Here is a 23,537-nt window from a genome sequence, read left to right on the forward strand (position 1 = left end):
CCTCTGGATCGTCAGCTGGCCTGCATCATACATCAATCCCGCCAGAAATAAACCTATGAGGGTATCGAGTATAATTACTCGCAAAAGATGTCAATGGTTGCAATGGACTGAAGGTTTGCTCAGTTGCACCCCTGCAACTGCTGATGGTAGGTGGCGGCCATGTTGGCGAACCGTTGCGCGGTCTTCTGCAGCTGTGGGTTCGATTGCCAGTCGCCGCGCATGTATCCCTTCGGGCCGGAGTAATAGGCGAGGTATAGGCGATACGCATCGTTGAGCGGAATGCCGGTCATCTGGCTGTTCTGTGAGTGGTACCAGCCGATGAAGTCGATCGCGTCGGCGAAATTGGTGCGTCGTGCAGCCCAGTTTCCCGTTGCCGACTGGTAGTGGTCCCATGTCCCGTCAAGCGCCTGCGAGTAGCCGTAGGCGGTGGAAGGCCGTGTCCACGGGATGAAGCCGAAGAGCTTGGTGCGGGGTGGTCGCGCATTCGGCTGGAAGCCGGACTCCGTATACATCGTCGCCATCAGGATCGGGACCGGTACGCCGTATTTTTTCTCTGTCCGCTCGGCCGCGCGCTGCCAGTTCGTAAACAGCCCATCACGCTGATCGAAGACGGCGCAAATGTTTCGCGTTTGTCGGGGAGCTGTCGCGCAGCTGGCGACGAGTGCCAGTAGCACAAGGGCGAGAAGGGTACGGATACGCATTACAGGAAGCCTCTCAATTCAGAGAGATTACTAACTTGTAAATGTTAATGGTCGGTTTTTAGAGAATGGCGAACACGTGTCCGTCTGGCGGCAAGAGTCTGGCAGGCCGTGCGATTGGCTCAATCCTTGCGGAACACGACACTGGCGCCCCAGCCGGTCAGCAGCGCGAGGAAGACGGCAAAGAGACCGTAGGCGATCGGCTGTTCATGCGCGGCGTCGGTGATTGTCTGCTCGATGCCCGTCTTGATGACCCGAAGCGGAACGGATTTTTCGGTCACGAAGGTGCCGCTCTTGAAGAGATAGGCACGGACGGTATGCACGCCATTCGGGATGTTCGCCGGCAGTCGCAGGCTCGCCTTGAACAGGTTGGAGCTGACGAAACGCACGCCGCTCGGATCGCGGTCGTAGAGCCCGCCTTTTTCCTGCAGCCGCCTGAAGGCCTGGCGGAAGTCGCCGAGATTGCTGGCATTGCCGACAAACCCGATCGGTGTCAGCGGAATATGGTCGATGCCTATGCCCTGGTCCGTCAGATCAAGCGGCGTGGTGATGTCGTCGAGCATTCGCGAACTCGACATCGAATAGGAATGCGGCACGGACTCGAAGGTCATCGATCGCGTGTTGATCCAGATGCCGAAGACGCGTTCCTTCCGGCGCACCGTCGCGTCCTCGCGCGGTCCTTCCAGCACGACGACCACATCGTACTGGCCGATCGCCAAAAGCAGGCTGTCGGTGTTGGTCACGGCGCCGAAGATCGTCAGGTCCGCGCCGTGGAAGTCGGATGTGATGGCGATTTCGCTGGTCGACGTGCCGATCTCCAGCCCCTCGGCGATCGTTTGTGTCGCCTGGCCGGGCAGCATCATCTGCGCGCCGGCGGTTTCCGCCAGCAGCATCAGAGGAAAGAGCATGGAGAGAAGGCGAAGGCGCATCAGTGCCCGCCTTCCATGACGACGGAATAGATATCGGCCGGCGTTACCACCAGCGCGACAGCCAGACGCAGGCCGACCGCAAGCACGAGCAGGCCGAGCAGGGCGCGCAATTGTTCGCCGCGCAGCTTTTGCCCGACGCGCACGCCGTATTGCGCGCCGATGACGCCGGCAACCATCAGAATGAACGCGAGCACGATATCGACGGAGAAGTTCGTCGCGGCCTGGACCACGGTCGTATAGGCGGTGACGAAGATGATCTGGAACAGCGAGGTTCCCACCACGACATTCGTCGGGATGCGCAGCAGGTAGATCATCGCCGGCACCATGATGAAGCCGCCGCCGACACCCATGACGGATGTCAGGATGCCGATCGCAAAGCCGAGCGCAATGATCGGAATGACGCTGAGGAAGATCTTGGATTTCTTGAACCGCATCTTCAGCGGCAAGCGATGTACCCAATGGTGATGCCCGGGCTTGCGCACCGCAGGCGGCACGTTCTTTGCCGCCCGGCGCATGGCATTGACGCTTTCGAGCAACATCAGTCCGCCCACCGTGCCGAGGAAGACCACGTAGAGCAGCGAGATGAACAGGTCGAGCTGCCCGATCCGCCGCAGCAGCGAGAAGATCCAGATGCCGACGGTGGCGCCCGATAGACCGCCGATCAGCAGCACCGTCCCGAGCTTCACATCGAGCGTGCCGCGTCGGAAATGCGTGATCGCGCCTGATATGGACGATGCGACCACCTGGTTGGCGCCGGTGGCGACAGCCACGACGGGGGGAATGTTGTAGAAGATCAGCAGCGGCGTGATCAGGAAGCCGCCGCCCACGCCGAACATGCCCGAGAGGAAGCCGACAGCCGCGCCCATGCCGAGAATGATGAAAATGTTCACCGACAATTCCGCAATGGGCAGATAGATTGTCACAGGCGGCCCCGAATGATGATCTGCCCCCCACGGGCAGTCTTAGTCATGCCTTTGAATTTGCCGCATGATAACTTGAAATCGTTGCCAGAGGCTTTCGATAAGCGACATGGGCTGCCCTTGATCGGCGTACATGATCACTCCCGACCAATCAGGCTTTTTTCAGGTTTTGTGACAGGGCTGACATCGCCGCGAGAGTTGAACAGGAAAGAGCAGATCGATAGGTTCGATCAGTTGTGCGTCGGCGGATGGGGATTGTGCTTGAGAATGTCTTTTCGGTTGTGCCTAGTCGCGGCTTTTTCCGCGGTCCCGATCGCAGCATCGGCGGAATGGAAGGCCGTTGAAGAGGTAAAGCCATACGCGATTTCCGGTGCATCGGGGGCTGCGCTCTACGCTTCGATCGGCGAGCGGGGACCTTCGATCGACGGCAGGGGGCGTACCATCGCCCATACGACCTTCAAGCTGACATGGACGCGGAAGTACGAGCCTCAGGCCGGCGCGTGTGTTCTGGTTTCGGCGCGGCCCAAGCTCATCATCACCTACACCCTGCCCAAGCCGGCCCAGACGCTGCCGGCGCCGACACGCGCCAGCTGGGAGCGGTTCATCACCGGCATCGCCCAGCATGAACACGTCCATGGCGATCACATCAAGGACATGGTTCGAGAGATTGAGGCCGTGAGTGTCGGTTTGTCGGTCGCCGATGATGCAGACTGCCGGAAGATAAGGGTCGAGCTTACCAAGCGTCTCGGCGAACTGTCGGCGCGGCAGCGTGAGCGCAGCCGCGAATTCGATCGTGTGGAGATGAGCGAAGGCGGAAATATCCGCCAGCTCATCCTCGCGCTTGTGAACGGACCTTGATTTAGCCGCCGATCGCTGCGGCGGCCGGCGCGACATGCGGCCATACCTCCAGCGCTCCGCGATAGATCATGTGCAGGGCGACGTAGACGATGATCGCCAGACCGATGTACGCGATCCAGCGATAGCGGTTCAGCAAGCGTGCAATGAAGTTCGCCGCGATACCCATCATAGCGATCGACAGGATGAGGCCAATCACCAGGATCGTCGGATGCTCGCGGGCCGCGCCGGCAACAGCCAGCACGTTGTCGAGCGACATGGATACGTCGGCAATGACGATCTGGGTCGCCGCCTGAAAGAACGTCTTCCGTGGTGCCTGGGCGCTGTCGCTGTCCCCGTCCGCGGCGTGCTCTGCTTCGCCGGCGCGAAGTTCACGCCACATTTTCCAGCAGACCCAGAGCAGCAGGATCCCGCCGGCGAGCAGCAGGCCGATGATGTCGAGAAGCTGAACGGTGACGCTGGCGAGCCCGATACGCAGGACCGTGGCCGCAAGGATGCCGACCAGGATGGCTTTCTTGCGCTGCTCGGGCGCCAGTCCCGCTGCAGCCAGCCCAATGACCACCGCATTATCGCCGGCAAGGACGAGATCGATCAGGACCACTTGCAGAAGAGCAAGCAATCCGGCGGAGGTAAAAATTTCCATGCTGCAGCATCCCTGGTGTTTGCAAACGCCATCCCCGCCCAACGCATAGATGATCGCTTGGTTGCGGATCAAGTGCCGTCAGGGGCGCTTGGGAAAGATTTGCTGCCGAGGGCGCAAAGCGCGGGCTGTTTCGCCCGCGCTCAGCGATGAGCGGTTATCCGAGGGCTCAGGCTTTCGTCGCCGGTCCCTTGTTGCGCTCGAGCAAAGCCTTCACCGTTTCGTCGTTGATCCGGCCGCTGGGCTCCTGGCCGATCGACTTCTGGAAGCTCTTGATGGCGGCAACCGTCTTTGCGCCCAGCTGTCCATCCGGCTTGCCGGCGTCGAAGCCGTTGTTGTTCAGGATCGCCTGGATGTTGCGGATTGCCTTGGTCATGTCGACCGACGATGTCTTGGTACCGGTGCCGGCCCATTCATCGGGGATATCGACGGTGTTCGACTTGGCGTCCTGCGGCTCCGCCTTCCAGAGATCGGCCTTGGCGCGCGCCTTTTCGAGCTGGTCGGGCTTCATCGCGTTGGCGACCTCGTCACGCTTCTGCGACGCGTCCTTGTCGCCACCCTTTGCAGCGATTGCGAACCACTTGTAGGATTCCGTCAGGTCCTGCGCGACGCCGTTGCCGCGGGCGCAGAGAATGGCGAGGTTGAACTGGCTGTCGGTGACGCCGAGGTTGGCGGCCTTGGTAAACCAGTTCGCTGCCGCCGTGTAATCCTGCTGACCGAGCGCGCCGGAGGCGTAGAGAACGGCAAGATTGTGCATGGCGCTGGCGTTGCCCTGATTGGCAGCCTGCTCGTAATACGTCTTGGCCTTGTTGATGTCGCGATCGACCCCAGTGCCCTTCTCATAAAGGTTACCGAGGCGGTATTCCGCCGGTGCGAAGCCCTTGTCGGCGGAAAGCTGGTACCAGCCCGCGGCTTCCTTGGGATCCGCGGTCACGCCAGCGTGGCCATCGCTATAGCGTGCGCCGATTTCGAATAGCGCCAGCGCATCGCCGCTCTTTGCTGCATCCGCGAGCGACTTCGGCTGGATGGTGTCTGGCACGGCGATCGTCGGTGCCGAGGCTTCCAGCGCAGCGGTCTTTGGCGCAGCGTCGGCAGGCACGAATGCCGAGGCGTCTTGTGGCGCACCGGAGGGCGCAAGGGCCGTCGGGCCATCGCCGTTCAGCGGCGCAGCTTCGGTCAGATGGTCCGCTGTTGCCGGGACGGATGCAGGTTCCGTTGCGGCAACTGGCGTCTGCGGCGCGGCGGCGGGTTCAGCAGAAGGAGCTACCGGTGCTGCAGCCTGGCTCTGGTCCGGCGCGGTTTCGCTGTCGGCGGGAAGCGCGATTTTGCCGGCGTCGGTCACTGTCGCGACTTCGACCGACGGGGTCGGCTCGCCATGCGTCAGGGTGCGGGCAAGCGGGAATGCCATGATGGCGAGCAGAACGGCGCCGACAGCCAGGAGGATCGGGCGACGGAAGCGTGCAAAGGCGCCTCCCTTGCCAGCATCGGCTTGCGCAGCCTTCTTGCCACTCTTCGCCACGCCTGCTTTCGAATCCGAATCCACTTCCATTGCAGCGGCCTGCGCGGCCCGGCGCGCGGCGGCGATGTAGTCCGCACGCTCGTTTTCACTGACCGGCTTCGAGCTCGTCCGTGCTGCGTTCTGGCTGGCGCGAACGCGCTCCAGGATTTTCTTCACGTCGGGCGCGCCGGAGCCTGGCTCCAGCGGTTCGTTGGCAGCTTCAGGCGGCATCACGTCGATGGGATCGATCGAAGGGGCTGGATCGATAACGGTCCGCTCGCTCGCCTTGGCCTTCTTCGCGGGAATGAGGCGCTTGCCGAGGCTTGCGAGCAGGCTTCCCTTGGACGCCGGCGCAGGCGCCGCAGTCGCGGACTTCGTTGCTGCTTCGATCGCGATCGCGCTTGTCTCGGTAGCCGTCATGACCGGCGCAGCGGCAACCTCCGTACGGGTGGGCTGCTGCACCGTGCCGCGAGTTCCGAACACGGCCGGCTTTTCTGCCTCTTCAGCGCCCGCCGGCACCAGCGAATAGGGATCGACGTTGAAGTCGACATCGGCGACCGGCATTCTCGGAGCATGCCGTGTGGCACCGCTCTCCATGTCGTCGAGCCGATCGGCGATCTGGACCAGCGTTTCGTGCAGAGCCTGAAACGTCTTGTGCGTGCGCTCTTCGCTGCTACGGCTGAGGTCTTCGAGATGACGCAGATCGTCGGCCAGCGCATTGAGCGCGGATATGTCGACGCCAGCCGAGCTGCCGGCTGCGCTGCCGTTGCGCGCATAGGCCTGAACGACCGTCTCCGCCGCCTGGCGGGCCGCCTCGATGATGTATTCGTCGTTGGTTGCCATGTAGTCTTCGATCGCGCCCATGCGGCGATCCAGATCGGCAGGCATCTCGGCGCTCGGGCGCGGCTCGCTCATCAGCGAGGAGAGGTGCGCGATCTGGTCTTCGAGATTGCGCAGAGTAGCGGTATCGGTGGCAGGCGCCGCGGTGCTTTCTTCAAGGCGCGCGGCGATATCGCTGAGGCGGCCTTCGATCCGGCGGAACGCGCCGTCGTCGATGGGCGCCGCAACCGGCTGCAGTGGCTGGAACTCCATTTCGTCGATCCGGCGGGCAAGATAGTCCAGCCGTTGCGCAAGCGCATCGTTGACCGAGCCCGTCTCAAGCGCGTCGATCTTGCGGGAGATGTCGGCAAGCGCTCCGGTCAGCTCCGGCTGCGGGGCAGCTCTCTGGCTCTGCTCGAGGAGCAGGGAAAGGTGCTGCAGCCGTTCGTCGAGACGGGAGGTCGCTTCGGCGTTGGCAAGCTCCTCGACGCGCATCGTCAGCGCTTCGAGCCGGTCGGCTAGGTGCTCGGTCGGTGCCGCGCGGCTCGCCACGCTTTGGCCCATCAGCTCGATCTGATCAGCCAGTCCGTTCAGACGGCCTTCGAGGCGGTGGATCAGCGCCGGATCGCCAGTGTTGGCGGCACGACCGGAGGCGGCGATCGCCCGGCTGATTTCGTCAAGTCGGGTGTCGACAGCTGCGAACTGCTCGGACATGACGCGATCATGCGGCTGGATCATGCTGCCGAACTGTTCCATCACCGTTGCGATGGAGATCAGCTTGTCTTCCAGTGCACGCACGGCGGGACTCTCGCCCATGCCGCCGATGTGACGCTTGATATCGTCGAGGCGGTAGGCAAGCGAGACCAGTTCTTCCTGCAGGCTCGATGTGTCGAGGTTATGGAGCCGGTTTTCGAAGCCGTCCCAGCGGTTTTCCATGTGGCGCAGCGAATCTTCGCGCGCCAGTCCATCCATCAGTGACCGCAGTTCTTCGAATTCGCCACGCAGTTCCTGCGTTTCGGTGGTGCTGGAGCGGCCTGCAAGAACATTGATGCTTTCCGCGAGACGCCCCATGTCGGCGCGGATGTCTTCGACGAAATGCCCGTCGGCGGCGCTTGTCTTGATCTCGCGCAGCTCGTTGCGCAACGCATTCATCTCGCGGGTAACACCCTCGGAGATGTCACGCTTGAGATCCTGGCGCAGATTGACGAGTGCCTGCGCGATCTCGGTCATGGTGTCTTCGGAGGCGCGGCTCGCGGGTGCTGCCGGCTGCTGCATTGCAGGTGCCGGACGCTGCGGCGCGGGTGCAACCGGTCTTGCAGGTTCCTGGTAGGGTGCGTGCTCGCGGGCATAGGGTGCCGGTTCGCGAAGAACCGGGCGTTCGCGGCTGGCCTCGATCGTGCGCTGGCGCTGACGGATCTCGGCAAGCGGATCGGGTCGCGCCGCGGCTGCGGCCAAGGGGGCACGTTGCCCGTAGGTGTCGGGGTAGGTTTCGCGTTCGGCGACCGGGGACGGTGCGCGTGGCCGCTGATCGCGGACGCCGCTACCGATCAATCCTTCGATCCTCGCCTCAAGTCCTTCAATCGTGCGGTTCAGTGCATCGAGCGACGCCCTGTCGGAATGCCGTGGGGAATTTGATCGCGATCCGTTCATCTTCTTGCTCGCTTCGTCTGTCCGAACCCTCGTCAGGGTCGATCATTGGCTTTTCCGTCAGCGCCCGCATCACTGCGGACCAGAGAGCCCCGTCCATGAGGAAATAATCAATTAGGCTTTCCTCAACCTGTACGGAGTAGCGACATGCACAAAACGCGAGACTTGAAAAAATGAACGCAGGTCGCCAATGCTCAATCGGCACCTTTCACGAAACGTGGTAAACAACCCGTTAACCGGCGTGAGATTTCTTTAACTTCTGGTGAGTTTCAGCCGATTTTCGGACGGAAATCGGGTGTTGGGATTGCGCGCACAATCCAGGCGCGCAAAACCAGCGGAGCATCTATCAGAAGCTTTCAGTCCAGGGTCGTAACTCGATTTCCTGCGACCACGCGCTCCGGTGCTGCAGCAGGACATCTACATAGCTTTGTGCGATCGCATCGGGATCGAGCATTGCGTCCGGCTTGTCGGGGCTTTCCGGCCGCGTCTTCGAGCGGATTGCTCCGTCTATGATGAAGTGCGCGACATGGATGCCCTTGGGGCCGAGTTCACGCGCAACACTCTGCGCCAGACCGCGAAGCGCGAATTTGCCCATCGCAAACGGCGCGGATTGAGCGAAACCCTTTATGCTGGCCGTCGCCCCGGTAAACAGGATGGCGCCGCGACCGCGTGGGACCATGCGTTTCGCTGCCTGCTGGCTCACCAGAAAACCGCCGAACGCGCCGACGGCGAGCGCCTGTTCGACCTCCTTCGGATCGAGTTCCGTCAAGGGGCCGCGCACCCGGCCGCTGGCATTGTAGACGACGACATCAGGCTCGCCGATCTCCTCAGTCACCTGCTCGAAGAGGGCCGCAACGGAGGCCGGTTGCGCCGCGTCGGTCGCAAACGTCTTCGCGCCCGTTTCAGCCGCCAATGCCGCCAGTTTGTCGACGTTGCGCGCCGCCAGGGCGACCTTCACACCGCGTGCCGCAAGCAGGCGCGCCAACGAAGCGCTGACGCCGGAACCGGCACCCACGATGAGCGCCGTGCTGTAGGGAAAGTCTGTCATGGTCGCGTTCCTCCTGATCCATTTCTCTCACACCTAGGCATCGGAGCGCTGTGGAACCAGACGCGATGCAAAAAAGACCTCAGGGGTGCCCAGGCGCGTCGATGGAATAGGCGGCAATTCTCGAAAGGTGGTTCAGCGACAATCCCGATTGCGCCGACCACTCGGCGAAAACCTGTTGTGCGAGTTGAAGATCCTTCTTGGCGGTGCCGGTTTGCGAAAGCGCAACGCCGGCGTCTCTGAGGCAGACAAGCACATCGCCTGTCAGGATGAAGCAGTCGCGCCCGATCGCGCGCAGGAAGTACTGGCCCGCCAGTCCACCGAGCCTGCTGCCGCGCTTGCTCAGCAGTTCGAGAAGCCCGGCATGGTCGGCGCTCGGCCATTCGGCGAAAAATACGCCAGCGCTGCCAGCCTCATTGGCCAGTTCCCGAACAAAGGCAGCATTGGCGCGTACCGCGATGATTTTCGCGCCGTTGCGGATGATCCTGCTGTCGGAGGTGAGATCGTGCCAGTAGTCGTCCGGCGCTATGTTCAGAAAGGCCGGATCGAAACCGGAAAACGCGTCCTCGAAACCCGGCCATTTGCTGTCGATCACTTGCCGCACGAAGCCGCTATAGAAGACGCGCCGCGTCATTTCCGCAAGGATCCGGTCATCCGTCATCGCCCGGAGCTTGTCGTGATCGGCAAGCGGCGGCAGCATCGCTTGCAGCGCTGCCGCGCCGCCCTTGCGCTCCTCCGCGCGTTGCCGGATCACTTCGAAATCGACCACCTTCATCTGTCCTCCTCACCACTCAACGGCCGTTGTTCGAGCTGCGCTGATCTAGGCCGCGCTTTCCCGCTGAACCCTCCGCGCCTTGATCGTGTTCATCACAAAGCTCGTCTCGATCGTGTCGACGCACTTCAATCGGGCGATCTTCTCCTTGATGAAACGCTCGTAGTCCTCCAAGCCGGAGCTCATCACCTTGAGCACGTAATCGCGTGATCCGGTGACGAGATGGCACTCGAGAACTTCGTCCCACTGGCGCACGGCCTCCTCGAACATCCGGATTTCATCCTCGTGCTGGCGGCTGAGCCGGATCGAAGCGAGCGCCGTCATCGTCCAGCCATCGACGGCCGGATCGATGACCGTTGTGTAGCCTCGGATGATCGAGGCCTCCTCCAGACGGCGCAACCGACGAAGACAGGCAGAGGCGGAAAGGCCGACGCGTTCGGCCAGTTCATTGTTCGCGATGCGCGCATCGGCTTCCAGTTCCCGCAGGATGCGCCGGTCCGTTTCGTCTGCAATTTTCTGCGTCATCTGTTTCCTCTTCCCGCAATAAATTGCTCCGATAAGCGCACACGCGCTCCAAATAGCAAGAACTGCCTTCGCATTCTGATATAATTTTGAGGCCTCATACGTATCTCTCAACGCTGGAGACGACCATGACCGCACCGCATCCCTCCAAAACGCACATCGGCAACCATGCACTGCATCCCGAAACACAGATGCTGAACTACGGCTACGATCCGGAGCTGTCGGAAGGTGCGGTCAAGCCCCCGGTGTTTCTGACGTCGACCTTCGTTTTCAGATCCGCCGAGGATGGGCGAGACTTCTTCGATTATGTCTCGGGTCGGCGTGAGCCGCCGGCAGGCACCGGCGCGGGGCTTGTCTATTCCCGCTTCAATCATCCCAACAGTGAAATCGTCGAAGACCGTCTTGCCGTTTACGAGCGGACGGAAAGCTGCGTGCTGTTTTCATCAGGCATGTCGGCGATCGCCACGACGCTGCTCGCCTTTGTCCGCCCCGGCGATGCCGTGCTGCATTCGCAGCCGCTCTACGGCGGGACCGAAACGCTCCTGGCGAAGACCTTCGCCAATTTGGGTGTGGCTGCCGTCGGCTTTGCCGATGGGGTTAGCGAGGCATCCGTGCAGGCCGCCGCGGAGGCGGCGATGGTCAAGGGGCGGGTGTCGCTGATCCTGATCGAAACGCCGGCCAATCCGACCAACAACCTCGTCGATGTCGCGATGATCCGCCGCGTCGCGGATGCGATCGGACGGAAGCAGGGACACACGCCGATCATCGCCTGTGACAATACGCTGCTTGGCCCCGTCTTCCAGCGCCCGATCGAGCATGGCGCCGACATCTCGCTCTATTCGTTGACGAAATATGTCGGCGGCCACTCGGACCTGATCGCGGGCGCGGCACTCGGCGCCAAGGCGGTGATGAAGCAGGTGAAGGCTTTGCGTGGCGCGATCGGCACGCAGCTCGATCCGCATTCCTGCTGGATGCTTGGGCGCTCGCTGGAAACGTTGCAACTGCGCATGGAGCGGGCAAACAGCAATGCCCAGGCCGTCGCGGACTACCTGCACGCCCACCCGAAGGTGGAGACGATCCATTATCTACCGTACCACGACCCGGCATCTCCGCTGGGGCGGACCTTTGCCGCCCAATGCACGGGTGCCGGCTCGACATTCTCATTCGATATCGAGGGTGGTCAGGCGGCGTCCTTCAAGTTCTTGAACGCGCTGCAGATATTCAAGCTGGCCGTCAGCCTCGGCGGCACGGAATCGCTGGCCAGCCACCCGGCCACAATGACCCACTCGGGTGTGCCGGCCGATGTGCGTCAGCGCATCGGCGTATTGGAATCAACCATCCGCCTGTCGATCGGCATCGAGCACCCGGACGATCTGATAGCGGATCTCGCCCAGGCGCTGGATGTTGCATGAGGGGAGGCGGCTCAGGCCGCCGCCGTTTCCCTCACGTCGTCGAGCAGGAAATGCACGACCAGATATTTGGTCGTGTAGTGCCGCCCGCTATCGGCGACGTTGTCGACACTGCCGCCATCCGCCGGGTGCCAGCGGTGATAATGCGGGTTGGTCGTGATCAGCGTGATCGCTTTGCCCTGTCGCTTTCCATCGAGCCTGTAACGCATTTCGGCCAGCGGCCAGATGCGTTCGTAGTCCTCCATCGCAATGCGAACCTTGAGCGCTTTCCGGCTGATCGCTTCGCTGCGCGATCCGTCTTCGTGCTCGATCGGAGGTAGGTCTATCGTGACCTCTTCCGCATTGTTCAGGATGGAGTTGAACTCTTCGGGCCAAGTCCGTCTCATGAAATCGCTCCTCCCAGGCTATTTCGTCAGTTAGCCAGCGAAATCTAGCGTGTCTTGCTAAAGAAGCAAACGGCCACGCACGATTTTCAAGGAATGATTTGGTGTCCCGTTGGCAACGCTGGCTCGCGGTGCCTCCCGGGCTGCGGGCGAGGGCAGTGCCTTGCGCTATTGTTGCCAGTGAATGGCGATGTGCGTGCCGGAGGATCGACCGTCATGCCCGAAGGTCAATTCGGCGCCGAGTGTGGTGGCCATGGCGTTTATCAGCCTCGTGCCGAGCCCCGTTCCTTTTGGCCCGCTCGTTCGGTTGTATCCGACGCCATCGTCTTCCACCGAGAGAACCGCGCCATCGCCCTCTGTGCGAAGCGTGATGCGGACATCGCCTGTTCCGGAGGGATAGGCGTATTTCATCGCGTTCGTCACCAGTTCGATCAGGATGATGCCGAGCGCGACAGCCTTGTCCGCCGACGTAGAGACCTGACAGAGATCGGACTGTACCGAGATGCCGCGCGCGAACGCGTTGGCGCTCTGAAGCTCGGCCAGCAACGGCCCGAGGTAGACATCGAGCTGGACCTCGCCGACATTCTCCGACGTGTAGAGGCTGCGGTGGACGCCTGCGATCGCCGTGATCCGGTTCTGCGTCTCGTTCAGCGCCGTCTTCGTTTCCTCCGTCTTGGCGATCTGCATCTGCATGCGGATCATTGCGGAGACGAGCGACAGGCTGTTGGCGATGCGATGGTTCATCTCCGCAAGCAGCAGCTCGGCTCGCTCCTTCGCGACGACGAGCTGGCGGTCGGCTTCTTCCTTCTCGCTGCGCAGCCGCGCATTTTCCAGCGCCTGGTTGAGCGCGCTGACGAGCAGAGGAAAGAAGTCGTCGGTCGCCGTCTTGACAACGTAGTCGGCCGCGCCTCCCTTCAATGCCCGGATTGCCACGTCGGCGTCGCTGGATCCGGTCACATAGAGAACCGGCGTCTGCTTTCCGCTCTCCGCGATTGCTTCCAGAAAGGTCAGGCCCGTCTGGCTCTCGAAGTAGTGGTCGAGGACGACGGCTTCGAAGTCTTCACTGGTGAACAGGTCCAGACCCACCGAGATCGATGGAGCGTGAACGACTTCGAAATCACTGCGCGCAAGAACCCGCGTGGCAAGGCGGGCAAGGGCTGGATCATCATCGACATAAAGGATGCGCACAGATTTTTGCTACTCGTTAGGGGACTTGGATGACGGAAAAGAAGAGGCCGAGATTTCGGATAGCGGTCGCGAATCCATCATAGTCGACTGGCTTCGTGATATACACATTTGCACCGAGATCGTAGCATTTCTGGATCTCGCGCTCGTCGTCCGTCGTTGTCAACACGACAACAGGCATGCGGCGCGTATGTTCGTTGCCCTTGATCTTGGCGAGAATGTCGAGACCCGACATGTCAGGCAGGTTGAGGTCGAGAAGCACGAGCAGGTAGCGCTCCTTGCTCACCACCCCGTCACGGCTCGGACCAAGAATGTAGTCCAGCGCGCTTTTGCCGAGCGTGAACGGCACGATCTCGTTGTGCACGCCGGCGCGGCGCACGTTCTTTTCGATGAGGCGGGCGTGGCCTTCATCGTCTTCGATCATGACGATCGTGACTTCCTGTCCGGTTGCTTTCATAGGTCCATACTCCGTACGATTTTGGTGAGGTCGGTCGGCAGCGTCAGGATGAACGTGCTGCCCTGCCCAAGTTCTGACTCGACTGTAATGTCGCCCCCCAAATTTCGGATTAACGAGCGCACATGGGCGAGGCCAATGCCTTCGCCGCGTTGATCCTGTTCCCCGGCGCGCCGAAAGAGCTCGAAGACACGCTCGAGGTCCTGGGGGCCGATCCCGCGGCCGTTGTCCTTGACCTCCACCCTGATCCGTCCCGGACCGTCGGGATAGGCGTCGACGTTGAGCTGCAGCGGACGCCCCGGCATCTGGTATTTGACGGCATTGTCGAACAGGTTGCCGAATATCTGCTCGAGCGAGAAGCGATCGTTGATGATGCTGCCGACACGAACCCGTGCATCCGCGGTGCCGCTCGCATCCACGATCTGATGGTGGACATTCGCCGCCGCGGTGTCGATCAGGGCTTTGAGGTCGATGCGCTCCGGTTGAAGCTTGCGGCGCCCGTCCCGGGAAATCTTCAGGATCGCGTTGATGAGCGAATCCATCTTGCGGGTCGATGATCGGATAAACCCGAGCGCTTCGGGCAGGTCTTCTTCGACTGCCTGTCGAGCCTCGTGGATTTCTTCAGCCGTCGGCGGCTTCTCGTCGGCGAGAATATAGGTCGAAACGGCCTTCATCGCGGTATCGAGTTCGCTGAGGAAGCCCATGATGTTGACAAGAGGCGCACGCAGGTCGTGCGTCACGATGTAGGCAAACTTCTGGATTTCCTGGTTAGCGCGGATCAGGTCCTGGGTGCGCTCGTTTACGCGTGCCTCCAGTCCGACGTTCAGGAACTCGACTTCCTTCGTGGCTTGCGACAGGTCGCGCACGTGCTGCGCAATGATCAGAATGCCGCCGCCGAGCACAAGCAGGATGGCGACTGCGCCGCCGATCGTAACCCATTGCAGATTGTTGGCGGCGGAAAGCTGTGCCTCCACGAGCACGCGCAGGCGATCATCCGTCTGCTGCAGGAAGTCGCCGAGGATCGCTCGAACCTTGTCCATGAGCTCCCGCCCGGCGTCATCGCGAACGATCGCCAAGGCTTCGGGCAGCTTTCCGTCCTTGGTCAGCGCAACCGTCGTCGTCAGCTCGGTCATCTTGCCATCGATGGCGGCGTTGAGCGCGTCGAGCTGCTTGGCATAGCCTGGAAGAGACGAAACGTTCTCGGTCAGAACCTTGCGCCGCTCCGGCAGGTTTGCCAGAGCCTTGTTGTAGGGCTCCAGATAGGCGGGATCGGTCGACAGCAGGAAGCCGCGCTGCCCTGTCTCCGCATCCTGCACCGTCGTCAACAGATTGACGATGGAGCTGCGGACCCGACGCAATGACGCCGTTTCATCCGAATATGAACGGTTTGCCTGCACCAGCCACAGCGACGAGCCGACGATTCCGAGAAGGATCATCACACCAACGGCAAGCATGAGCAGGCTGGATCGAAGGAAGGCGGCAGTGGAAGTCATGAAGCGTCCAATTATGGGTCTCCATGATTTCTATACATAGCCGCCACAGAAAGATAGCACCCTCATAATATACCGTTTCAATTGATTTCCGTTCAGCGGTAGGCGGCCTGAAGCGTCGCCAAGTCGAGCTTGACCATCTTGAGCATCGCTTCCGTGACGTGTTTGGCGCGCTCCCGATCCGGATCGGCAATCATGTCGGCGAGCACGCAAGGCACGATTTGCCAGCACACGCCCCAGCGGTCTCGCAGCCAGCCGCATTGCTCTTCGGTGCCGCCATTGCCAAGAAAGCGTGTCCAGATCCGGTCGATCTCTTCCTGGGTTTCGCATTGCACCGAGATCGAGAACGCATGGTTGAACGGATCGAGCGGACCCGCCTGCATGGCCGTGAAGTCCTGCTGCCCGAGTTTGAATTCGACAATGGTGACGCTGCCGGGAGGGCCGCTGGGTGTTTCCGCGGGAAGCACCGTCGTTCTCCCCATGGACGAATTGGGCACCGTTGCCACATAAAATGCAACTGCTTCCCGCACGTTCTTTTCGAACCAGAGATTCGAGCTGACCTTGACCATTGTTCGTCCTCCTCGCTGTTCGTTGCTAATGCATCACAGCCATAGGACGTTCCGAGACGGCGGTTCCCGACATGCGCCAGCCGAAACGGGCGCAGAAATTCGCGGCTGAAATTTGACGTTTACGCAAACGTCAATATTTTGTAATAGAGTCTCAAATGCCGGTCTCGCCCGGTAAGCGAATTGGAGGAATTCGAACGATGCCAGTCTACAAGGCCCCGGTGAACGACACGCTCTTCGTGCTGAACGATGTGCTGGGTCTCGAACGCTACAACAATCTGCCGGGCTTCGCCGATGCGAGCCCCGATATGATCGAGGCCATTCTGGGCGAGTCGGCGAAGGTGGCCGAGGAAGTGCTGTTCCCGCTGAATTATTCGGGCGACCAGGAAGGTTGCGTACGTAACGACGACGGGTCGGTCTCCGTGCCGAAGGGCTTCAAGGAAGCTTATGATGCCTATTGCCAGGGCGGCTGGACGGGTCTTGCCGTGCCCGAGGAGTTCGGGGGCCAGGGTCTTCCCTACACGCTCCACGCTGCCGTCGGCGAATATACCTCCGCCGCGAACATGTCGCTGATGATGTATCCCGGTCTGACGCAGGGCGCGATCGCCGCGATCTTCGTGCATGGTTCCGACGCGCAGAAGAAGACCTATCTGCCGAAGATGGTCTCCGGCGAATGGTCGGGTACGATGAATCTGACGGAACCGCATTGCGGCACCGATCTCGGCCTTCTGCGCACCAAGGCCGTGCCGCAGCCGGACGGCAGCTACAAGATCTCAGGCCAGAAGATATTCATCTCCGCCGGCGAGCACGGCATGACGGAGAATATCATCCACCTCGTGCTCGCCCGTATCGAGGGCGCGCCCGAAGGCACCAAGGGCATCTCGCTCTTCATCGTGCCGAAGTTCACCGTCACGGACGACGGTATGGTTGGCGATCGCAATGCCGTTTCCTGCGGTGCCGTCGAGCACAAGATGGGCATTCACGGCAACGCAACCTGCGTCATGAATTATGACGACGCCACCGGCTTTCTCATCGGTGCCGAAAACAAGGGCCTCAGCGCCATGTTCGTGATGATGAACGAGGCCCGTCTCAGTGTCGGCCTGCAGGGACTGGCGATCTCGGAAGTGGCCTATCAGAATGCAGCGAATTACGCGCGCGAGCGGACCCAGGGCCGCTCTCTCTCCGGTGCGAAGGCGCCCGAGAAGAAGGCCGATCCGATCATCGTGCATCCCGATATCCGCCGCTCGCTGATGACCATTCGCGCCTTCAACGAGGCCGGCCGCGCCTTCCTTCTCTGGACCGCCCTGAAATCCGATATCGCCCACCGCTCGGCGGACGAGAAGGAGCAGCAGACGGCGGACGATATTCTCGGCCTAGTCACCCCGATCCTCAAGGGCGTGATGACGGACAAGGGCTTTGATCACGCTGTCATGGCGCAGCAGGTTTTCGGTGGCCATGGCTATATCGAAGAAAACGGCATGAGCCAGTATGTGCGCGATGCCCGCATCGCGATGATCTACGAAGGCGCCAACGGCATCCAGGCGCTCGATCTCGTCGGCCGCAAGCTCGGACAGAACGGCGGCCGTGCCGTCATGGCGCTCTTCAAGGAGATCGGTGATTTCTGCGAAGACAATCGCCACGACGAACAGATGGCCTTCTTCACCAAGAACCTGAAGAAGGGCTTGAACGACGTGCAGGCGGCGACCATGTGGTTCATGCAGCATGCGATGGCAAAGCCCGACAATGCCGGTGCAGGCTCGACCGACTACATGCATCTCTTCGGTCTCGTCATTCTCGGCTATATGTGGGCGAAAATGGCAAAGGCCGCCAATGATGGTCTTGCCGCCGGAGAAACCGATCGCGAAGCCTTCCTGCGCAACAAACTTATCACGGCACGCTTCTTCATGGAGCGGATCATGCCGGAGACGGCGCTGCGCAAGGCGCGCGTCGAGACGGGTGCCGAAACGATGATGGCGCTGAGTGCGGAGGCGTTTTGAAGGTGGCGCCTTCTCTTTCCCGCGGGGAAGAGAGACGGATGCGGCATCGCCGCAGGGCAGAATTCAAGCGCTTGGCACCGCCTCTGCGCCGATAGGGAGATGAAGCTATGACCGAGGTTTTCGTTTACGATCACGTTCGCACGCCGCGCGGACGCGGCAAGAAGGATGGTTCGCTGCATGAGGTGCCGTCGGTGCGCCTGGCGGCCAAGACGCTTGAGGCCATCCGCGACCGAAACGGTCTGGACACCTCGACCGTCGATGACATCATCATGGGCTGCGTCGATCCCGTCATGGAAGCGGGCGCGGTCATTCCGAAAGGCGCTGCCTTTGAAGCGGGCTACTCCACCAAGGCGCCGGGCATGCAGATCTCCCGCTTCTGCGCGTCCGGCCTCGATGCCGTGAACTTCGCGGCCGGCAAGATTGCCCAGGGCGCTGATGCCATCGTCATTGCCGGCGGCGTCGAGAGCATGTCGCGCGTTGGCCTCGGCATGTCGGGCGGCGCCTGGTTCATGGACCCGTCGGTGAACTTTCCGGCCTATTTTATGCCACAGGGCGTCTCGGCCGATCTGATCGCCACCAAATACGGTTTCAGCCGCGACGACGTTGATGCCTACGCGGTCGAAAGCCAGAAGCGTGCCGCCAACGCTTGGGAGAAGGGCTACTTCCAGAATTCCGTCATTCCGATCAAGGATCAGAATGGCCTGATGATCCTGGATCATGACGAGCATATGCGCCCCGGCACGGACATGCAGGCACTGGCATCGCTCAATCCGTCCTTCCAGATGCCCGGCGAGATGGGTGGCTTTGAAGCCGTCGGCATCCAGGCGCATCCCGAGATTGAGCGGATCAACTATGTCCACCACGCCGGCAATTCCTCCGGCATCGTCGACGGCGCCGCAGCCGTGCTGCTCGGCTCCAAGGCGGGCGGCGAAAGCATGGGGCTGAAGCCGCGCGGCCGCATCAGGGCCTTCGCCAATATCGGCTCGGATCCAGCGCTGATGCTGACCGGTCCTGTCGACGTCACCGAGAAACTGCTGAAGCGTACCGGCATGACGCTTGCCGACATCGACCTCTTCGAGCTCAACGAGGCTTTCGCCGCCGTGGTCCTTCGCTACATGCAGGCCTTCGACATCCCGCACGACCAGATCAACGTCAATGGCGGCGCCATTGCCATGGGCCACCCCCTCGGCGCCACCGGCGCTATGATCCTGGGCACAGTGCTGGACGAACTGGAACGCCGTGATCTCAACACCGCGCTCGTCACTCTCTGCATCGGTGCCGGCATGGGCACGGCCACAGTTATCGAACGCGTTTAAGGGAAGCCCGGGATGGAACGCGAGGTCTACCGGCAAGAAAGGAATGAGATCGAGCGGCAGTTCGCCCAGCATAATCTGGAGAAAGACATGGCTGCGGACTATGCCGCCGCCTCAAAGGAGGGGCCTGTCGCACATGTCCGCCGGCTCAAGTCGGCAAACCGCTCGCTGCTCCTGTTTCTTGCTGTGATTGCCATCGCGTTTGCGGCTCTTGTCGCCGTCTACTGACGAAAACGAATTTGAGGGAAGAGGAAATCCCATCATGAGCACCTATAAGAACTTCACCGTCGAGACCGACGCGGACGGCATCGCACTCGTCACCTGGGACATGCCCGGCAAGTCCATGAACGTCTTCACCGCGGACGTGATGGACGAACTCAACGCCATCATCGACCAGACGGTGGCCGATAGCGCCGTCAAGGGTGTTGTCATCACCTCGGGCAAGTCGAGCTTCTCCGGCGGCGCTGACCTGTCGATGATCAAATCGATGTTCACCTTCTACAACGAGGAGAAGGTCAAGGACCCGGCGAACGCCGCGCAGAAACTCTTCGATCTCGTCGGCCGCATGACCGGCCTGTTCCGCAAACTGGAAACCTGCGGCACACCCTGGGTCTCGGCGATCAACGGCACCTGCATGGGTGGCGCGCTTGAGATGTCGCTTGCCTGCCACGGCCGCGTTGCTTCCAATGCCAAGTCGGTCAAGATCGCGCTCCCAGAGGTCAAGGTCGGTATCTTCCCGGGCGCCGGCGGTACGCAGCGCGTCTCCCGCCTAGCGGACGCCCAGTCCGCCCTGCAGATGATGACGACGGGCCAGTCGCTGACGGCGGCGCGTGCCAAGGCGATGAACCTGATCCATCAGGCGGTAGAGCCGGATCAGCTGATCCCAGCCGCCAAGCAGATGATCAAGGACGGCCTGAAGCCGATCGCCCCCTGGGACGAAAAGGGCTTCAAGGCGCCCGGCGGCGGCATCTGGACGCCGACGGCAGCCCAGCTCTGGCCGGCCGCACCCGCGATCCTGCGCCGTGAGACGGCGGGCAATTATCCCGGCGCGCTCGCCATCCTGAAATGCGTCTATGAGGGCCTGCAGGTTCCCTTCGATACGGCGCTGAAGATCGAACAGCGCTATTTCACCCAGGTGCTGCAGACCACCGAAGCATTCTCGATGATCCGTTCCCTCTTCATCTCTATGCAGGAGCTTGGCAAAGGGGCCCGCCGCCCCGCCGGCATCGCAAAGACGGAGTTGAAGAAGGTGGGTGTCGTCGGTGCCGGTTTCATGGGGGCGTCGATCGCCTACGTGACCGCCGCCGCCGGCATTCCCGTCACCCTTGTTGATCGCGATATGGAGGCGGCCAGCAAGGGCAAGTCGGTCTCCGAGGGATTGGTGAAGGACTCAATCGGTAAGGGACGTCTTACGCAGGATGAGGGCGCGGCTCTTCTCTCGCGCATTACGCCATCCGCCGACTATGCCGATCTCAAGGATGCCACTCTTGTCATCGAAGCGGTCTTCGAGGATCGCGATGTGAAGAAGGCGGTCATCGAGGCCGTCGAAGCTGTGCTGCCTGAGGGCGCCATCTTTGCGTCCAACACCTCGACGCTGCCGATCTCCGGCCTCGCGAAGAATTCGAAGCGGCCGGTCGATTTCATCGGCGTCCATTTCTTCTCACCGGTCGAAAAGATGATGCTGACCGAAGTGATCCTCGGCAAGGAGACCGGCGACAAGGCGCTGGCTGTGGCGCTGGATTATGTCGCCGCGATCAAGAAGACGCCGATCGTCGTCAATGACACCCGCGGCTTCTTCGTCAACCGATGCGTCTTCCGCTACATCCACGAAGCCTATGACATGCTGATCGAAGGCGTGCCGGCGGCAATGATCGAAAACGCCGCCAAGATGGCCGGCATGCCGGTCGGGCCATTGTCACTGAACGACGAGGTGGCGATTGATCTGAGCCAGAAGATCTTGAAGGCGACCGTCGCCGATCTCGGCGAGGCGGCTGTGGATCCACGGCACCTGACGCTGATCAACAAGCTGGTCGATGATCTTGACCGCCGTGGCCGCAAGAACGGCAAGGGCTTCTATGACTATCCGGCGAAGCCTGCCAAGAAGTCGCTCTGGCCCGAACTCAAGACTTTCTATCCGCAGAAGAAGGCCGAGGAAGTCGATGTCGCCGTCCTCAAGCATCGCTTGCTGGTGACGATCGCGCTGGAAGCCGCACGGACGATCGAGGAGGGCATCGTTACCGATCCTCGCGAAGCCGATGTCGGCTCCATCCTCGGTTTCGGCTTTGCCCCCTATACGGGAGGCGTGCTGTCCTACATCGACGGCATGGGCGTGAAGAGCTTCGTCGCGCTCTGCGAAAAGTTGGCCGCGGCTTACGGAGATCATTTCAAGCCGACGGCGCTGCTGCGGGAGATGGCGGCAAACAACGAGACCTTCTACACCAGGTTCGACCCCTACGCGGGAGAGCAGAAGGCGGCCTGACCGTCACCCCACGATGGAGGGCGGGCCGCGCCGAGCCCGCTTTCTCCGTTGTGGATCGAATGCCTTGTGAAATTCGAAAGGGGAGCGAGGCGGATAGACCCAAAGCGCCTTGCAACGAACACAATTGCCGGGTAAAAGCCCAGCATCGATCTTGCTAGATGAACTTTGTAGCGGACATTCGTGTCGTTACTGGCGAACTTCCTCCAAAATCGGTTTCATCGCACATCGGTTCCGGCTGATTTGCATCTTTAGTGTACGATTTGAAAAGGATATCGTCATGAGCACAGGTACCGTTAAGTGGTTCAACGCAACCAAGGGCTACGGCTTCATTCAGCCGGACGACGGCTCGGCGGACGTTTTCGTTCACATCTCTGCCGTTGAGCGCGCTGGCATGCGCGAACTCAAGGACGGCCAGAAGCTGTCTTACGAGCTCGTTGCTGACAAGCGTTCGGGCAAGATGTCGGCTGACCGCCTGCAGGCTGCCTAAGCCTTAAAGAATATCATCTCCGGATCGTGACCACGGATGTACTGGCACGGTTCGTCGAGATGGAAGGGAAGGTCGGGTTTGCCCGGCCTTTTTTCGTTTCAGGGGGCAGCATTCCTCTTCACCAGCCGCTGTCGCTTCTCCCGCATATTAGGCCGCTGCACGCGCCGCCCTTGAACGCTCGGCGCGCAGGCCGAGGAGACCGGCCCCGGTGACGAGCACGATCGCCGTTGCGTAGATGTCGGTGGTCAGCCGGTAGCCGAGCGATTTTGCCAGGAAGCCGGCAAGGATCGCCGGCAGGCTGAACGCGAGATAGCTCTGGATGTAGAAGGCGGAAAGCAGTTCGGCGCGTTCGTCCGGCTTGGCGAGCGGCATGATCGTGCCGATCGCGCCAAGGAAATTGGTGCCAAACCCCATTCCCGTCAGCACCGTGCCGGCAAGCAGCAGCGGAACGTTGGCAAGATGGACGCCGGCGACCACGGTCAGGATGCCGAAGATGGTCGCGAGCGTTCCGAAGCCAAGATTTGAATCGGCCGACTTACCGCGCCTGAGATAGACGGCCGCGGCGCCCGAGACCATCAGGGCGGTGACCACAGAGCCACCTGTCAGCGGCGCATGATTGCCTGTGGTATTGACCACCAGCGAGGGTACCAGCGACAGATAGAAGCCGCCAAGCGTCCAGTTCGCAATGTTGATCGGTGTCACCAACGCGAGCGATCGCTTGACCTGCGGGGGAATTGCGATCCGCGGCTTCAGCGAACCCCAGACGCCCGGCCGCTGGCCGCCGGTTTCTCCGGTGGCCCATATGGCGATCGCCTGCACGACGAAGGCAGCCAGCAGGATCGCGTAGACAAGATGCAGCGGAAACGGCCCGTATTGAATGAGTGCACTGGTGCCGAAGGCCCCGATCGCCATGCCGGAGAGCGGCGCAATGGAGTTGACGAGCTGGCCCTTGGGACGATCGACATCGACGAGCGCCGCGCCGATGGACGCGCCGGCAATGCCGGTCGCCAGTCCCTGCACGATCCTTGCGGCAATCAGCCATCCCGGTCCGCTTGCGACGACGAACAACGTCATGGCAACGATCTCCAGCAGCAGCGCCGAAAAGATCACCGGTTTGCGGCCGAGATGATCTGAGATCGAGCCGGCGATCAGCAAGGCGAGCAGCAGTGCGAAGGCATAGACTGCAAAGATCACCGTGATCAGAACCGGAGAAACGGCAAAATTCTCCTGGTAGATCCGATAGAGCGGCGTCGGCGCGGCCGATGCCCCGAAGAAGGTGGCAAGGGTGATCGCGTGAAAGCGGATCGGATTGGACTTGGTCTCTATGGATTCGCCGGCGCCGCGCATATATAAGCCCCTTAAAGCTAAGTCGTTGCGTTAGACCATGTAGGTCGGGCGTAAGCTAAAAGCAAATAAGTTGCGTTAATGG

21 protein-coding genes are annotated in these 23,537 nt (G+C 61.4%); 7 read left to right on the forward strand and 14 right to left on the reverse strand.

Going from position 1 to position 23,537, the window contains the following annotated elements:
* Window positions 1-119 precede the first annotated feature (119 nt).
* The 3 genes from A6U87_RS01195 to A6U87_RS01205 form a co-directional block, all read right to left on the reverse strand.
* Complete coding sequence (locus A6U87_RS01195; RefSeq protein WP_065689418.1) at window positions 120-701, reverse strand: transglycosylase SLT domain-containing protein; 582 nt, start codon at window positions 699-701, stop codon at window positions 120-122.
* A 119-nt stretch (window positions 702-820) separates the two neighbouring features.
* Window positions 821-1,627, reverse strand: coding sequence for a TIGR02186 family protein (locus A6U87_RS01200; RefSeq protein WP_065689419.1), 807 nt, complete (start codon window positions 1,625-1,627; stop codon window positions 821-823).
* Window positions 1,627-2,550 (reverse strand): sulfite exporter TauE/SafE family protein, encoded by a 924-nt coding sequence (locus A6U87_RS01205; protein WP_065689420.1) that lies wholly within the window; start codon window positions 2,548-2,550, stop codon window positions 1,627-1,629. Before A6U87_RS01205 ends, A6U87_RS01200 begins: the two co-directional genes overlap by 1 nt.
* 264 nt (window positions 2,551-2,814) lie before the next feature.
* Here A6U87_RS01205 and A6U87_RS01210 point away from each other — a divergent pair, with 264 nt between their 5' ends.
* A complete protein-coding gene (locus tag A6U87_RS01210) occupies window positions 2,815-3,405 on the forward strand; it encodes a DUF922 domain-containing Zn-dependent protease (protein WP_065689421.1) in 591 nt (196 codons plus the stop codon).
* A 1-nt stretch (window position 3,406) separates the two neighbouring features.
* Here A6U87_RS01210 and A6U87_RS01215 read toward each other — a convergent pair whose 3' ends face one another.
* The 5 genes from A6U87_RS01215 to A6U87_RS01235 all read right to left on the reverse strand — a co-directional run bounded on the left by A6U87_RS01215 (window position 3,407) and on the right by A6U87_RS01235 (window position 10,348).
* Window positions 3,407-4,045 (reverse strand): TerC family protein, encoded by a 639-nt coding sequence (locus A6U87_RS01215; protein WP_065689422.1) that lies wholly within the window; start codon window positions 4,043-4,045, stop codon window positions 3,407-3,409.
* Window positions 4,046-4,211: 166 nt separating this feature from the next.
* Window positions 4,212-8,009 carry an SEL1-like repeat protein gene (locus A6U87_RS01220; RefSeq protein ID WP_065689423.1) on the reverse strand — a complete coding sequence of 1,266 codons (3,798 nt, stop codon included), beginning with the start codon at window positions 8,007-8,009 and terminating at the stop codon, window positions 4,212-4,214.
* A gap of 343 nt (window positions 8,010-8,352) precedes the next feature.
* Window positions 8,353-9,054, reverse strand: coding sequence for an SDR family NAD(P)-dependent oxidoreductase (locus A6U87_RS01225; RefSeq protein WP_065689424.1), 702 nt, complete (start codon window positions 9,052-9,054; stop codon window positions 8,353-8,355).
* A gap of 79 nt (window positions 9,055-9,133) precedes the next feature.
* Complete coding sequence (locus A6U87_RS01230; protein WP_065690199.1) at window positions 9,134-9,820, reverse strand: DNA-3-methyladenine glycosylase I; 687 nt, start codon at window positions 9,818-9,820, stop codon at window positions 9,134-9,136.
* A 51-nt stretch (window positions 9,821-9,871) separates the two neighbouring features.
* A complete protein-coding gene (locus A6U87_RS01235; RefSeq protein ID WP_065689425.1) occupies window positions 9,872-10,348 on the reverse strand; it encodes an Lrp/AsnC family transcriptional regulator in 477 nt (158 codons plus the stop codon).
* 125 nt (window positions 10,349-10,473) lie between these two features.
* On the opposite strand from A6U87_RS01235, the gene A6U87_RS01240 reads away from it, so the two are divergent.
* Window positions 10,474-11,757, forward strand: a complete 1,284-nt coding sequence (locus A6U87_RS01240) for a cystathionine gamma-synthase family protein (RefSeq protein ID WP_065689426.1) — start codon at window positions 10,474-10,476, stop codon at window positions 11,755-11,757.
* Window positions 11,758-11,768: 11 nt separating this feature from the next.
* Here A6U87_RS01240 and A6U87_RS01245 read toward each other — a convergent pair whose 3' ends face one another.
* The 5 genes from A6U87_RS01245 to A6U87_RS01265 all read right to left on the reverse strand — a co-directional run bounded on the left by A6U87_RS01245 (window position 11,769) and on the right by A6U87_RS01265 (window position 15,835).
* Window positions 11,769-12,140: a hypothetical protein gene (locus A6U87_RS01245; RefSeq protein ID WP_065689427.1), complete on the reverse strand. Its 372-nt coding sequence runs from the start codon at window positions 12,138-12,140 to the stop codon at window positions 11,769-11,771.
* A 165-nt stretch (window positions 12,141-12,305) separates the two neighbouring features.
* The gene (locus tag A6U87_RS01250) at window positions 12,306-13,325 is read right to left on the reverse strand and encodes a sensor histidine kinase (RefSeq protein WP_065689428.1); all 1,020 of its coding nucleotides are present in this window, start codon (window positions 13,323-13,325) and stop codon (window positions 12,306-12,308) included.
* A gap of 16 nt (window positions 13,326-13,341) precedes the next feature.
* Window positions 13,342-13,779 carry a response regulator gene (locus A6U87_RS01255; RefSeq protein WP_065689429.1) on the reverse strand — a complete coding sequence of 146 codons (438 nt, stop codon included), beginning with the start codon at window positions 13,777-13,779 and terminating at the stop codon, window positions 13,342-13,344.
* Window positions 13,776-15,269: a CHASE3 domain-containing protein gene (locus A6U87_RS01260; protein WP_141683893.1), complete on the reverse strand. Its 1,494-nt coding sequence runs from the start codon at window positions 15,267-15,269 to the stop codon at window positions 13,776-13,778. Before A6U87_RS01260 ends, A6U87_RS01255 begins: the two co-directional genes overlap by 4 nt.
* Window positions 15,270-15,361: 92 nt before the next feature.
* Complete coding sequence (locus A6U87_RS01265; RefSeq protein ID WP_065689430.1) at window positions 15,362-15,835, reverse strand: VOC family protein; 474 nt, start codon at window positions 15,833-15,835, stop codon at window positions 15,362-15,364.
* Between the two features lie 197 nt (window positions 15,836-16,032).
* Between A6U87_RS01265 and A6U87_RS01270 the strand changes: the two genes are divergently transcribed.
* The 5 genes from A6U87_RS01270 to A6U87_RS01290 all read left to right on the forward strand — a co-directional run bounded on the left by A6U87_RS01270 (window position 16,033) and on the right by A6U87_RS01290 (window position 22,108).
* Complete coding sequence (locus tag A6U87_RS01270) at window positions 16,033-17,829, forward strand: acyl-CoA dehydrogenase C-terminal domain-containing protein (RefSeq protein WP_065689431.1); 1,797 nt, start codon at window positions 16,033-16,035, stop codon at window positions 17,827-17,829.
* A gap of 107 nt (window positions 17,830-17,936) precedes the next feature.
* A complete protein-coding gene (locus A6U87_RS01275) occupies window positions 17,937-19,145 on the forward strand; it encodes an acetyl-CoA C-acetyltransferase (RefSeq protein WP_065689432.1) in 1,209 nt (402 codons plus the stop codon).
* 12 nt (window positions 19,146-19,157) lie between these two features.
* Window positions 19,158-19,370 carry a hypothetical protein gene (locus A6U87_RS01280; protein WP_065689433.1) on the forward strand — a complete coding sequence of 71 codons (213 nt, stop codon included), beginning with the start codon at window positions 19,158-19,160 and terminating at the stop codon, window positions 19,368-19,370.
* A 34-nt stretch (window positions 19,371-19,404) separates the two neighbouring features.
* Entirely contained in the window at window positions 19,405-21,621 is a 2,217-nt protein-coding gene (locus tag A6U87_RS01285; RefSeq protein ID WP_065689434.1) for an FAD-dependent oxidoreductase, read from the forward strand.
* 277 nt (window positions 21,622-21,898) lie between these two features.
* The gene (locus tag A6U87_RS01290; RefSeq protein WP_018898356.1) at window positions 21,899-22,108 is read left to right on the forward strand and encodes a cold-shock protein; all 210 of its coding nucleotides are present in this window, start codon (window positions 21,899-21,901) and stop codon (window positions 22,106-22,108) included.
* 147 nt (window positions 22,109-22,255) lie between these two features.
* On the opposite strand, the gene A6U87_RS01295 is transcribed toward A6U87_RS01290, so the two are convergent.
* Complete coding sequence (locus tag A6U87_RS01295; RefSeq protein WP_065689435.1) at window positions 22,256-23,455, reverse strand: MFS transporter; 1,200 nt, start codon at window positions 23,453-23,455, stop codon at window positions 22,256-22,258.
* Window positions 23,456-23,537 lie beyond the last annotated feature (82 nt).

The sequence above is a fragment of the Rhizobium sp. AC44/96 genome (genome assembly GCF_001692185.1).
GTDB lineage: Bacteria > Pseudomonadota > Alphaproteobacteria > Rhizobiales > Rhizobiaceae > Rhizobium.